The following is a 12706-nucleotide window of genomic DNA, read 5'->3' as shown; positions in this document are numbered from 1 at the left end:
GCGGGTCGGTGTCGCATACGGGCTCTCAGCGGTGGCAGGTGTTGGGAGCATTGTGGGCGCAACGGCGAGAGCCAGCGCGAGTGCGTGCAGTCCTGCGAGTCTCAATATCACCGTTGCGCCTCCAATGGACCGCGGCGACTCTGGAGAAGCTGAAACCGCGGTCCAAACATCTAAGCAGCCTGCGTCGCCGCTGCTACCTCTCTTTCGACTTCGTCGAACTTCGCACGGGCGGCCTTGAGATCGGCCTCAGCCGCTGGGACGCTGGCCAGCGCGCGTTCATGCGCCTCAAGCGCAGCTGCCACGGCGGCCTGAGCGGCGGCAAGTCGCTGGCCTCGTTCGCGGGCCACCAAATGCTGAGCCCGTTGCTCCCGTGCATCGGGCGGAATTGCTTCGATGGCTTCCCGGGTCGCGACTGCACTTCGTAGTCTTCGATAAGTCATGTGCGGTTCCTTTTGATCTCGTCCATGTAGGCGGCCGTGGTGCCGGTCACTTTGGCGCGGCGTGCATGCCATGCGGCATCATCGAGCGGACGTTTCCGACGCATCTCGGTGATTGTCCGCTCCTCGTCCGGCTTGTCCTGTTGCAGTCGGCTGAAGCCGCTCGGTGCCCGGTCGTGCAGGTCGCGAAGATAGTCCTGGACGGACAACGAGCCCTTGCCGGGAACTGTGATCAGGTCGCCGGACAGCGAGCTTCCAGCCAAATCGATTGCGACCGTCGCCATGGTCGCGGAGTTGAGCGCATAGCCTCTGGCGCGTGCGGCAGAGACGACGGCGCCCTCGATTGCGTCCGTGGTCATCTCAGGCTGCCTCATGTTCGCGGCGAAGGCCGGCGATCAGATATCTGCGCATTTTCGAGCTGCGGTTCATGCAGCTGGGATCGTCTTGAGCGGCGGCAGCATCGATCTTGTCGAGCAGAACCTTGGGTAGCTTGAGGCCAACGTGAACCATCGGACTGCAAACAAGTTCGTCTGGTGCGAACGGATCGGTTTTCTTCATTTGGGGTACTCCAAAGCAAAAACCCGCCGGGCAGGATGCCGAGCGGGCTGGGGATTGACAGGCTTAACAAATGCAAAAGGCCCCGCGGAGGGGCCTATCTCGTATCGTGCATTCTAATGCTATTGTGCCTAACTTGGTACTACGGTACGCGGGTTTTGTCAAGGTGTCTTGCGGAAGAATGCAAATTGCGCCCGAAAATGCCGCTCGCTTTTTATGTGGTGTAGATCCGCAAGTCGGCGGACCTTTTCAAGGTCCACGGTCGATCGCGCTAGATGGCGTGCAGCGCGGAGCCGTATAGCGCGCCTCTCAATGAGAGCTACAGCGGATAGCCTCCATCCTGAAAAACGCACCAGCGGTCGATACCCGCAGCATCTAGGGCCGGTCTTGCGGTGGAGGTCGCCACTTGCAGAAACGTGGTCCGCTCGTTTGATCCTCCCGAACGTCGAGCTTTGCGAGTGCGCCCACCCTGCCGAATGCGGCCACAGTGTCGGGCCGGCTGCCGTGACGCATCTCGACAACAGCGGAAGGGTCCGCACCTTCACTGAGAAGGTAGCGAGCTGCGGCGAGCATCGGCGTGCGGGAAGCCGGTAGGGTTAAGCCACCCGGGAGCCGGATTTCGAACCGTCCATGTCGGTCATCAGCCTCGCGGATGGTGATGCGGTGGGGGCCAGTGGGTTTTGCTGAAGAAGGTCGGGAAAAGTTGAGGCAGTCGGAGGACTGGTCCAGCGAAGAAGTCATGGGGAATGCTTTCGGAGCCGGTGACGCGCTCTGACGGCCCGGCATAGTGATGAATGTGCGTGACGGTGAAGCCGGTGGCAGACCTGCTAGGCAGTCACCGGCTGGGGCGGACCAAGGGACCACAGCACGCGGCGCGTGCTGCTGCCGATCATGGGTTAAACATCGACCTCAATACCTTCGTTGGGGTCATCGCCGCTGGCACGATCGTAATGGCGGTTATCGTTCGCGGCCGGCTTATCGTCAGGGTACGTGCCCCATTCAGGGTATGTCCCATCCGGAAGCTGCTCCGGATCGAAGTTGCTCAGGAAACCGGCTACGCCACTCTGCCATTGTCCATCGGGCTTCCGTTCCAAGTAACCACGCGCGGCTTGCACGATCTGGCACGATGGGACGCCTGACTTGAGCAAGCGGTGCCAGAGAACTTTAGCACCATGGGTGGAGTTCTTCGCTGGTTGGCATTCGGCATCTTCTGATGTTCCCGGCAGGATGCGATTCAACTCGACCCAGTCTCGCTCCGCTTCCTCGTTGGTCTGTTGGTATCCGGTTGTCCTCTCATTGCCGCGCCGATCAGCGCCACAGGCGCGTTTCCTCTGAGAGGAGCACGCAAACATACCCGGAGCAGAGCTCTCGGGAATTGTCGGGTTTGAAGCGCTGGGTTCAACCCCCTGAGAATAAACCCCTGAGTTTTGAGTGTCCCCCGGAGCACAGAGGTTAGTCCTCCACTCAGCAGGGGTCTGTCCCCTGGAGAGCAGACGTCTGCTCTCTACGCACCAGACCCCTCCGCACGCCGCCGCCCAATCCCAGCATGGCGTGTATCTGTTGGCCGTGATCTCCCCGTCACGATAAACGTGCTCAACCTTGAACCAGCACAGATCTTCCAGCAGTTCGACTGCGTCTCGAACTGCCGATACGGAACATCCGATCTCTTTCGCGATCGTCTTGTACCTCAGAATGATCAGTCCGGTTTGATTGTGGCGGTGCTTCAGCACGACTGCGGCAACGCGCACCGCCATGGACTGCTTGGCGGAGATGTCGTGGTCCATTGCGATTTCGGCCAAGAAATCGAGGCGATCAGTCGGCTGGATTTCCGCCTGACACCTGTTGTCGCTGGCGTGCTTGTTTTTTCGGGATTTTTGCATTAGTGTATCTTCGTTCGATCGCGGTTGGTTGAACAATGAGATTTGAAGCCCATGGCGCAGCGAACGCCGTGGGCTTTTTCGTTGGTGGCTACTTCGCGGCGCCCTGAAGCCGTTGCAGACGCTCCTCGATGGCCTGCCTCACGAACTCTGACCTGCCCTGACGAAGGTTCAGGCGTGCTTCATCCAGCGCGGCCAGTTGGTGCGCTGATAGCCTGAAGCCCACATGTGGCCGTGCGGTATCGGGATCGTAGAAAAGGCGGTTAGTCATAGTTCCTCCAAAACAAAACGCCCCGGCGGGATTGCCGAGGCGTCGGACAGGTCGACGACAAAAGCCCCACCTACGGCGGGGCTTCCGATCAAAAATTACAGCGATGATGGATTAAGGCCTATCACGAACCTGCTAAGGCGTCAAATTTTGAACCAGAGTCCGCTCTGCCCGCGCCCGGACGACGCTTTCATAGAGCAAAGGCAGAGTTGGGACAGACCACAGCCTGCGCCCCGCGCGAGATCATCTTGGCAGCTTAGCAACCAGATCGGCGAGTGCTGCACGGTGCGCGTCGATCGCGTCCGGCGCCGTTTTCGCCGACAGCAAGGCCCTATCCTTTCGGCCAAGGAAATACGATATGCGCTCTGCGTTGGCGCCACTCGGATGAGGTAGACCGATCAGCAGCCGATCTGCCGAGAGACATCCACGCTTAACGAGCAATGCCAGTCCTTCGCTCACCTTTGGTCCCAAGGGAACCCACACCGCATCCGGCAACGCGGAAACTTCCTCTGCGAGATACTGAAGCAATGCCTCGCGCAACAGTGGCGTCGTGACCATCGACGGCGAACCGCTATAGTTCTCGCCATTGATGAAGACCGGATATCGGATGGCACTGGTGAAGTGAACAAGATCGCTCCGCAACGTCCAAAGCTCCGCCGTGCTGGCCAAGCCCAACCAGCCTGCAAGCCCGATATGGTCCAACATCGCGACAAGGTTCGCACGCATGGGACCCGAAAAGCTCGCGAACGTCTTTGCAGCTCCAAGGGCAGTTGCGTGATCAGCACCCGAGGTAAGTTGGCGTCGGAATTCCGTTAGGGCATTCCGGGCCTGTTGGGCTCCGGGAGTAATTCCGACGATGGCAATCCGGGCGCCGTTCTGAATATATTCGAAAGGTGCATAGCTGATGGCAAGCGAATGTTGCTTCGCGAGCAGGAGTCGACCACCGAGAGTGACATCGGCCGCGATCTCGCTCTCTTGCGCCTCCGTGATGAGGCTCGCGAAGCGTTGTAGTTCCGACACTTCAATCCTCCTTGCACTCGCGCTTGCCCGCGACATTGAAGAGCTTCTCTGCTCTGGTAAGCATCTAGCCTGACCACTACCTAAGAACAATGGCAGTCTATCCTGCGACACCCACCGGAGCTTGTTCCAAACGGACTGGCTCTAAACTCGCAAAGCGGTCCGCTCGGAGCAGATCGAAGACGAAGGAAGGCTACCCTTCCCTTCGCTCCTGGACGATGGCCCAAGTGCGATCGAAAAACACAAAACCGGAGATCGCTGTGCGCAAGGCCGCACATGCTCTGGGGCTACGGTTTCGGCTTCACCGCAAGAGCCTGCCTGGAACGCCTGATCTGACGTTTGCATCAAAGCGGATCGCGCTGTTCGTGCATGGCTGCTTCTGGCATAGGCACGACTGCGACAAAGCCACTTCGCCAGCGTCGAACGTCGAGTATTGGACCGCGAAGTTCGATCGGAACGTGCGACGCGACGCCCGCAACGCCACCGATCTGCGGAAGGCCGGCTGGCGATGCGTGCGTATTTGGGAGTGCGAGACGAAGGACGCCAAGAAGCTCGCCGGCATCCTGCGCCGAAAGATCGCGTCGAAGCCGAAGGCGCTGTAACCGCGCGTGCGACGTGGTCTCAGCGCGCCAGCGCGTTGTCTTCGGGCCGTATGGCCCCGAACCTCAGCGCGTTCAGCGGCCGCCGCTCGAGATCGAACGTGTCGACGAAGCATAATGAGCTTCCATCGGGCGCGATGCCGAACTCCCGGACCGATGCTGCGTCCAGCCTCCAGAGAGGATGGACGACGGCATAGCGCCGTTCGAGACGGCCATCGACGGTGCGTTCTTCGATGAACGGAATTCGTCCTCCGACGCCGAAGCGGCCATAGCGGAGCGTTCTCGGCCGCATCGACACGACGTCCTGTGCAAGCGCATGAGCTTTGTCGAGCCAGCCACGTAGTTCCGGATGGCCGTCGAAGTTCCCGTCGAGACCGCACGAATAATGTGGGTCCATTATTCCGCGCAGATAGGAAAGGGCCAGCCTCCAGTCGAGCAGCGGATGGTATCTACGGTTCTGATATTGTTGCACGCACACGTAGCACGACGTCGAGCACCGCTTTACATGATCTTCCTTCAGGAAGTCCTTAAGTGGCCACTGCCCTCCATCTCCGATGACGTCCTCGACCAAGCGAACGATCTGAGGACGACCGTCGGGGCCAGGCTCGCCGAGCCTTCGGCAGAGACCGGATCCATTGATCAGCGTGTCGGCGATCTGAAGCATTGGTCTTTCGCCTCTAAGCCTCGGCTCCAGCGCCTCGAACTCGTCCGGGGCGACGTCGAGGATTAGCGCCGCCTTCTGCACCAACAGATGCGTCGCGCTCACGGCCGCCGACCTCGCGCCGATTCTGGACCGAAGGCCCCGGCGAGCGACGAGATCTAGATTGAGCCGACGATTGAAGCCGATTGCCTCAAGGAAAAGCGCGTCCGTCTCCTTGCGCGCAAGGAGCCCGAAACGCATCCCGAGTGGCGCGGTCAGGGTCCATCTCGGGCTTCCGGTGATTTTCTCGATCTCGGGATCGATCGCCTGTTCAGGAACCGTGACGTTCTTCTGCCAGCCCAGCACGTCATTGTCAGTTACGACGTCGGCGCTGAAGAACTTCGCTTGGCCGTTTTCATCCTCCACGCCGCTGTTGAGGTTCATGATCGTGGTGCCAGCGCCTGCGTGCACCGTCAGGCTACCGATCGTGCTGGGCACGCCGTCGTGCTGGATCGTCGCGACCGTTCGGATCGCCATCTGACCGGGCGTCTCGACATCCTTCGGGGTCGGACGGAAATCGGTGCGGAAGGCGCTGGGCGAGACGTAGTAGTTGAACGTTTCTTCGGGAACGTCGACGCCGCAGTCGCCGCAAGCGACCGGCGCCCCTGGATGGTCGGCCGTATGGCTCGCGGCTCCGCAGGCTCCGCACCACGCGACGTGGGTCGTCTCGCCGAACCAGTCGGACTTCGGCGGGTCGACGACGATATCCCTGCCGCGTCGCTCCGGTTCGGGCAACGGCCCGGTAAAGCCGATGACACGATGCCGGGCCTTGTCCTTGACGAGCACCGCTCCCGGCGCGAACTCGTAAATCGCCATTTCCAGGTCGCGGTCCATCAGGCTCCAGTCGTATTCCTCCGGAACCACGCCGGGTTCGCGCCTGGCGCCTAGATAGAGGTTTCTTACCCGGGTTGGCATCCCGTACATCGGCAGCAGACCTTGCTCCGCCAAGAACTGCGCGAGGCCGCCGCGCACGCGTGGCTTTTGCGCGCCAAGGCCCATGATCTCATTCATCAGGGTATCAGGTTCGGACATGTCGAGAAGCTGCCGGCGCTGCGCGGGCTTCAGCACCGCCGTCCGGATGAAACGTTGACGGACGTCGTCCGTCTCATCCAGCGCCTTGCGGAGCTTGCCCGGCCAAGCCGAGCCTACCTCGTAGAACTCAGTCGTCGGGACGTACTCGCCGTGCACGTCCGGCGGGGTGAGATCGTCGCCGGGGTATGGCAGGCCGTCCTGAATCGCTTCGTCCCGCACCAGCGCGAACGCCTGCCGAAGCCAGACCTTCCGAAGCAGCCGCAGCGGAATGGGATTGTGATCGACCGCCAGGAACGGGGCCGGCGGCGGGTCGCCCGTGATCGATTCCGGATGACGAAAGTAGAATGCGTCGTGGCTGCGGCCGCGGCAGAACGTGGTCACGAACGAGAACGCCTGCCCCCTTCGGCCGGCGCGGCCGACGCGCTGCTGATAGTTGAATCGCTGCGGCGGCATGTTCGCCTGGTAGACGGTCTGAAGCGAGCCGATGTCGATGCCGACCTCCATGGTCGTCGTGACTGATAGCATGTCGATTTCTTGCGCATGCTGGCCGACGATGTTGTCCAGTCCGACGAAGATGTCCTTGAAGCGCCGCAGGCGATCGGAGAAGTCGTCGGTTTGGCCGGTGAGCTCCTCGCACTTGAGTCTGAAGCGCGGAATGCCCTGCTCATGGCCGCGGACGATGCGGCGCCCGAGAAAGTTCGAGTCCCAAAGCTCCTCGACCGGTCCCGTGCGCGGCGTCTGCAGCGGCGCGTAGCAACGGGTGCATCTCCCGACGCCTTGATGCATGTGTACCCGTTCGCATGCGGTGCACCGCCAATAGGGATCGTCCTCGCGCGCGATCTTGAGATAGAGCTTGCCGACCTGGATCGTGCCGCCGAGCTGGTCCTTTGCCGTTAGCCGACGCAGCACGTCGTCGAGGCCGATCTGACGTTGCGCGCCAAAAATGTGGTCCGCGAAACGCCACACCTTATTGGTTTCCTGCACATCGCCTGCCGAGTGCCACTGCTTGTAATTCGTCGGATCGAAATACTCGCTTTCTTGGACCCGGTTTCCGCTTGCGAACACGCGGAGCCACGCATCCATTTCGTCCGCCGCTTCTCCTTCATCGTCAGACAGAGAGGGATACGCAAGGCCGGTCTCTTCGATGGCGAAGAAGCTGTTCGCGAAGATCACGTCCTCGATCAGCCCGTACTGGCTTCTCATGATCTCTTGCGATAGATCTCCTCGCAGCACGGGCGTCAGTGCGTTCGAGAACGTCACGTCGCCGGCTGCCTCGTTGAACGCCTGCCACCAAGGTTGTCTGTTGAAGCGTTTCCTTCCAAACTCGTCGAAAGGATGGATTCCGAGACGCACGAACTCCGACGTGATGCGCGAAACGCTTGTGCTGTTGACGGAGAATTGCAGCAGGTGGTCGAGACGGACCTTCCGTGTCGGGACGCTGATAGCGCCGCCCCCCGAGTTCTTCTTCCAGCCCTCGATCATCGCCTGGACGCCCCCCGGATTGGTCTGGGCCATCTGCACGATCATCGCGTTCTGCTGGTCCTGCGTCAGGTACGACGCTTCCGCCTCGCTTAGCGCCGCTCTTGCGGCCGAGACGAGGATCTCGCGGCGCAGGTCACGCAGATGCAGCCGCTCGATCTCGAGAGACTGATTCGCCGCATCTTGTCGGCTGTCGCTGAAAACAATGCTCTTGGCATCCGCGCCAATGGCGTGCAGAAGCTCGAACATCTCCGTCGCGACCATCTGCGACGCCTTACCGACGCCGGTCCGGAACGCGCGGATCGGAGAACGTGACCGGCTTTCTCTCGGTCGCGAGGAGTAGTCGGTCGAGCACTTCGGACAGCAAAAAGGCTGTGCCGTCTTTGGAAACGCCAGCCTCCTCTTGACCGTCACGGCTGCGTCGGTTTGGAAGTACAGGTGGCCACCGACGTGGCCTGGGGGCACGTCGTTGCCGAGCGTCGCCGCACCTGTGTTCGGATCGAGGGAGGCCGGCTCCCATCGGTCGAACCCCTTCTCCGAGCCCTTCCATGCGTCCCTTCTTGGCCAGAAGACCGCGAACTGATCGAAGAGCATCTTGTCGTAGTATTCGGAGACGCCCTTCTCGGGGATGTTCTCGAGATCCGCCGCAGAGGGCAGCATCTCCACGACGGCACCCGAATTCTTGTCGCCGCGCTGACCGCCGACCAAGAGCTCGCCGCAGGCTTCGCAGTACAGCAGCTCGAATAGGCGGCGACCACGAGTCTCGCTCTCGGCCGGGACGCCATGCGAGATGCCGCGTTCGGTCGTCAGGTCGTCGATCTCGATTCCATCCGCGACGGCGCGGATGGATCCGAACAGCCCCTCCACGTTCCGAATGAAGCCGTGAAAGCGGAAAGACGGCACGCCTTCCGGCAACTTCGCCTTGAACTCGGCATGCTTGCTCTCCGGCAGGGCGCGCACAAGCATGAGCCCGCGAACGGCGTCTACCCTCGTCTTATCGCCGAACAGAAAGGCGGCGATGTCGGCGACCGACGTGGCGCGGACGCCGTCGCCGCTTCGGCATGACGCTGTTAGGGCGGCGGCGGCCTGGACGGCAGCCTGAACGACGCGATCCGGCGCATCGCGAGCGATTCCTAGCTCGCCCAGCACGTCGGCCAAGGCCGAGCGGATGGCTTCGGTCGGCTCCAGCTTGGCGACGAATCCGTGCCTGTCCTGATCGCTTGCCGCAAGCAATCGCTCGAAAGGCACCGGCGGCAGGCCCCGCCCGTCCCACGGGAGAACGTTCGCTTCGCCAGGAACGACGCAGCCGCGCCAGAACTCGGTCTCCGTCGTTCCCGTGTCGCCCGCCTTCGTGCAGGTGCCGAACGGTGCGAACAGATCCCGCAGATATCGCAAGCTTTGCTGACCGCGAGCCTCGTCCAGGGGCAGCGACGCGCTCGATGCGAGAATACGAAGCTTGTGCATGTGCGCCGGATCGTCGAGGCCGAGGCGCTGCAACAGCGACTTGATCAGAAACGAAACCTCGGTCCCGGCCGAGCCGCGCACGAGATGAAGCTCGTCAATGACGAGGTAGAAATAAGCCTTGTCGTCACTAAGGAGCCAGTCGCGGGTCTGCTCGAACATCCGCTCTTCGACTTCGCGCGACAGCATCGTTCCGAGCATCGAAGCGTTGGTAACGAGAATGTCCGGAGGCGCAGCGTGCATGTCCCAGCGGCTGACCATCTCTCCACCGTCCACGCTCGGGAAGATGTAGCGCGTCGGATCCTCCGCCGGAGCGATCCCAGCTGCGGCGTCCGCCGCCTTCTTGAAGTCATGCGCACGCGCCGCGTTCTGGCCCTTCTCGAACGAGCGCATGTCGGCGCGCAGCTTTGCAAGGCGCCGCGCGCGGCGTTTCCTCTCGACTGGATCAGCGAACCGGCGTGGATGACGCTCGTAGCCCGTGACGGGCGTGGCGCTGGTGTACTGGCCGAAGAAGATCCTGTTTCCCTTAAACCGGTTGTCCATGACGGTGCGAGCGCCATCGGAGTCCAGCGTCCGGCGGAGACGAACCATCTGGTCGTCCACGAGCGCGTTCATCGGATAGAGGACGAGCGCGCGGATGGCCGCGCGCCGGGTCTCGCCGCCTCGCTGCGCCCGGTATCGTTCCGAACCCCTCCACCAGCGGCCCTGCAGATAGTCGGCTGCTGGAGCGGCCCAGCCGAGAGCTTCGTCAGAAAGCTGCGCGAGCAGCGGCAGCATGAAGCTTTCGGTCTTTCCCGATCCCGTGCCGGACGTCACGATGCCGGGCTTGCCGGGCTGCACGCCCCGCAGCAGCATGTCTTTCTGGTGGACGTAAGGCGCGAAGGTCGACTTGCGCCTGATCTCGCCCTCCGCGGGCTCTCCGTCGAACAAGCCTGACAAGGCAAGTTCGGCGAATGCGACCTTCCCGGGCCGCGAAAGCCGATCGAGCGCCGGATCATCGATGAGTTTCTCGATCGGCTCCTTCGCCGCAAGGTAACGAAGGACGGGCTCGACGAACGGCACCGTCGCGAGCATGCCTTCGGATTCGAGTAGGGCCCGGCGGGCCGCTGCAGTCCTTCGGTCGGAAATTCGGAACGCCGTCTCGATGTACGAGATGAAGAAGTCCTTGATGCGGCTGAAGCCGCCGACTGGATCAAGCATTCGACGCGCCTCCGGACTCGATCACCCGAAGACCTGGCTTTCCGTTGCTCGGCGCGCCGCCCTTCTGAACCGCAAATCGCCGTCGGGCAGCCGCAAGAATGAAGTCGTCTGCCCCCTTAGCAAGCAGCGTATTCGCTACCGACACGACACGGCCGAACCAATCGACGTCCGCGAAGCCGATCTGCACGTCCTTCAGGAGGAGTTTTCCGGCCGCTTGGGTGGCTGCCGAGGCAGACGCAGGCTCGATCGTCGACATGTCGATCTGTCGTTCCAGACGATCGGCCGGCGACCGCGCAAGCGCCGCGACGACGCCTGCTCTTTCCATCGCGCCGGTCGCGTCGATGAGAAGCAGCTGCTTGAGTGCCTCCGCCAGCGCTTCGCTCGGCGCCTCCGCGAGCGAGAGGCAAATCAACATGTTGTCCGGAATGACGCGGCGACGAAGCTTGTCCGCGAGCGCCTCCACCCACAAATGCGCGCCCGCCCTGTCGATGTTGCGCAGCACGCACAGGCGAACCGCTCTCTCGCCGGCGCTGTCGGCGAGCGCTTCGCCGAGCACGGTCGGCGCCCCGCTGCCAGGGCGGACCCAAAGATCATCGAACGTGATGATGGTCGGATCGCATTCGAAAGAGATATGCCGTCCGCCTCCCACAGCAGCCGCCATCAGGGCGATGAAGTCGTCGATCTCATTGCCGCTTAGCACCGGAAGGCCGCCGGACAGCAAATCTGTGAGCACGCGCAGACAAGCGACCTTCCCCGACTTGCTCAGCAGGCTGCTAGAATCGACCCAAGCCGCGAGCTCGCCCACGGCGATTGGTTGCGTCTGGCCCGTTGGCCGAAACCCCGGAACCCGCGGTTTCTCCCCCGGCGCATTCTCCCTGTCCTTTAGCAAGGTCTCGATACGGACGATGCGGTCGATCTCGTCCTTTCGGCTTGCGATGTCCCCGTCGAGTGTTCGCAGGAATTGTTGGGCATCCGCGAGCCGGCGCGCTGCCATCGCATTCTCCTGCGCGACCTGCGCGCTTCGCTCATTGAGCAGCTCGATTTCGATCTCGAGCTCGTTCTTCCTCGCGGAGATCTCGGCTAAGGCAGCTTTTTCGGCCGACTTCAGACGCGCTTCCATCGCAGCGAGATCGGACGCCTCCAGATCGCGCAACGTCGCGGCGATCTCCTTCTGGCCAATTTCGCGTTGTTGATCGAGGTCTGCTTTGAGCGCCGCCGTTCGCTCGCTGACGAGCGCCTCGCATCTGACCGCAGCGGCTTGAATCGCGAGCTCCTCAGTTCGCACTGCAAGTTGCGCCCTCACCTCCGGGTCCGACCGAAGCACGTTCATGAAGCCGTTGAGGAGATCGTCACGCGACTTGAGGACGTCTGCGAGCCGTCGCGATCGCATGATCTCCTGACCGACCCGCGGATCGAGCAACTCCGCCTCCGTCAGGACATTTTCGAGCCTTGCAAGATGGCTCGCCAGCAGCGTGGGGACCTGCTTAAGCGCATCGTCATCGGTGCCCTCGCTGGCCAGGCTGCGGATGACCTGCGCCAGATAGTCGGCGTCGGAGCTCCAATTGACGAACCCGCTCTGCGACGCGCTGGCATCCTTCGCGAACAAGTCTAATGGGCCCGCCGCCGTCGGCACACGCAAGTGCCTGTCGGCTTGGTACGGCCAGACTGGCAGCGAGCCAAGGTCTTCAGGTTGGGCTATCCGCGAGCGCCCGTCAGGCGAGAGCGCCATCCGCACCTCGATCAGGTCAGAAGCGCTGATGCGGAAAACCTTGTCGCCGGCGAAGCCGTCCTGGCGCCCGGTCTCGACCAGAAGCCTACGGGCGGCCTCAGGCGCGTAAAGCCCGGAAAGGTCTTCGAACGGGACAAGCCGCTTTCCGAACGTCGCGACATAACGCTGTCTCTTCGGCGGCCCTTCCGGCGTCGGTCTTGCCAGCACCCAGTCGCCGACTTTCAACGCCGGCCGCGCCGACTTGACTTCGATCTCTCCGTGATTGCCGAACAAATTGTGCGACGATGCAGAAATGTCGGAGATCGTACCCTCGATCGACCGTGCTCGAACCTCGACGAAGGCTGACGGGCCT

General features: G+C 62.2%; 9 protein-coding genes. 1 reads left to right on the top strand and 8 read right to left on the bottom strand.

The window, feature by feature from the left end:
- Nucleotides 1-170: 170 nt before the first annotated feature.
- From EI171_RS09035 to EI171_RS09010, 6 genes are all read right to left on the bottom strand, one after another.
- The gene (locus tag EI171_RS09035; protein ID WP_161533152.1) at nucleotides 171-440 is read right to left on the bottom strand and encodes a hypothetical protein; all 270 of its coding nucleotides are present in this window, start codon (nucleotides 438-440) and stop codon (nucleotides 171-173) included.
- The gene (locus EI171_RS09030; RefSeq protein ID WP_161533151.1) at nucleotides 437-796 is read right to left on the bottom strand and encodes a hypothetical protein; all 360 of its coding nucleotides are present in this window, start codon (nucleotides 794-796) and stop codon (nucleotides 437-439) included. Before EI171_RS09030 ends, EI171_RS09035 begins: the two co-directional genes overlap by 4 nt.
- 1 nt (nucleotide 797) lies before the next feature.
- Nucleotides 798-995 (bottom strand): hypothetical protein, encoded by a 198-nt coding sequence (locus EI171_RS09025; RefSeq protein WP_161533150.1) that lies wholly within the window; start codon nucleotides 993-995, stop codon nucleotides 798-800.
- An 893-nt stretch (nucleotides 996-1888) separates the two neighbouring features.
- Entirely contained in the window at nucleotides 1889-2872 is a 984-nt protein-coding gene (locus EI171_RS09020) for a hypothetical protein (RefSeq protein ID WP_161533149.1), read from the bottom strand.
- An 88-nt stretch (nucleotides 2873-2960) separates the two neighbouring features.
- On the bottom strand, nucleotides 2961-3140 hold the full coding sequence (locus EI171_RS09015; protein ID WP_161533148.1) for a ribbon-helix-helix protein, CopG family: 180 nt from the start codon (nucleotides 3138-3140) through the stop codon (nucleotides 2961-2963).
- A 240-nt stretch (nucleotides 3141-3380) separates the two neighbouring features.
- Nucleotides 3381-4157, bottom strand: coding sequence for a hypothetical protein (locus tag EI171_RS09010; protein ID WP_246740473.1), 777 nt, complete (start codon nucleotides 4155-4157; stop codon nucleotides 3381-3383).
- Nucleotides 4158-4246: 89 nt separating this feature from the next.
- Between EI171_RS09010 and EI171_RS09005 the strand changes: the two genes are divergently transcribed.
- Nucleotides 4247-4756 (top strand): very short patch repair endonuclease, encoded by a 510-nt coding sequence (locus tag EI171_RS09005; protein WP_161533146.1) that lies wholly within the window; start codon nucleotides 4247-4249, stop codon nucleotides 4754-4756.
- A 19-nt stretch (nucleotides 4757-4775) separates the two neighbouring features.
- Here the strand turns inward: EI171_RS09005 and EI171_RS09000 are convergent, their stop codons facing one another.
- Together EI171_RS09000 and EI171_RS08995 are read right to left on the bottom strand one after the other, a co-directional pair.
- Nucleotides 4776-10625, bottom strand: a complete 5850-nt coding sequence (locus EI171_RS09000) for a DEAD/DEAH box helicase (RefSeq protein WP_161533145.1) — start codon at nucleotides 10623-10625, stop codon at nucleotides 4776-4778.
- A complete protein-coding gene (locus tag EI171_RS08995) occupies nucleotides 10618-12579 on the bottom strand; it encodes a hypothetical protein (RefSeq protein WP_161533144.1) in 1962 nt (653 codons plus the stop codon). Before EI171_RS08995 ends, EI171_RS09000 begins: the two co-directional genes overlap by 8 nt.
- Nucleotides 12580-12706: the final 127 nt, after the last annotated feature.

This window comes from Bradyrhizobium sp. LCT2 (assembly GCF_009931255.1).
Classification (GTDB): Bacteria; Pseudomonadota; Alphaproteobacteria; order Rhizobiales; family Xanthobacteraceae; genus Bradyrhizobium; species Bradyrhizobium diazoefficiens.
Note: the sequence above shows the minus strand (reverse complement) of the source record. Positions and strands in the feature narration are given on the sequence as shown.

What these genes read in the sequence shown, in the direction of transcription:
- EI171_RS09020 (WP_161533149.1), bottom strand. Translation starts at nt 2,872, where the DNA reads ATGCAAAAATCCCGAAAAAACAAGCACGCCAGCGACAACAGGTGTCAG.
- EI171_RS09015 (WP_161533148.1), bottom strand. Translation starts at nt 3,140, where the DNA reads ATGACTAACCGCCTTTTCTACGATCCCGATACCGCACGGCCACATGTG.
- EI171_RS09025 (WP_161533150.1), bottom strand. Translation starts at nt 995, where the DNA reads ATGAAGAAAACCGATCCGTTCGCACCAGACGAACTTGTTTGCAGTCCG.
- EI171_RS09005 (WP_161533146.1), top strand. Translation starts at nt 4,247, where the DNA reads ATGGCAGTCTATCCTGCGACACCCACCGGAGCTTGTTCCAAACGGACT.
- EI171_RS09035 (WP_161533152.1), bottom strand. Translation starts at nt 440, where the DNA reads ATGACTTATCGAAGACTACGAAGTGCAGTCGCGACCCGGGAAGCCATC.
- EI171_RS09000 (WP_161533145.1), bottom strand. Translation starts at nt 10,625, where the DNA reads ATGCTTGATCCAGTCGGCGGCTTCAGCCGCATCAAGGACTTCTTCATC.
- EI171_RS09030 (WP_161533151.1), bottom strand. Translation starts at nt 796, where the DNA reads ATGACCACGGACGCAATCGAGGGCGCCGTCGTCTCTGCCGCACGCGCC.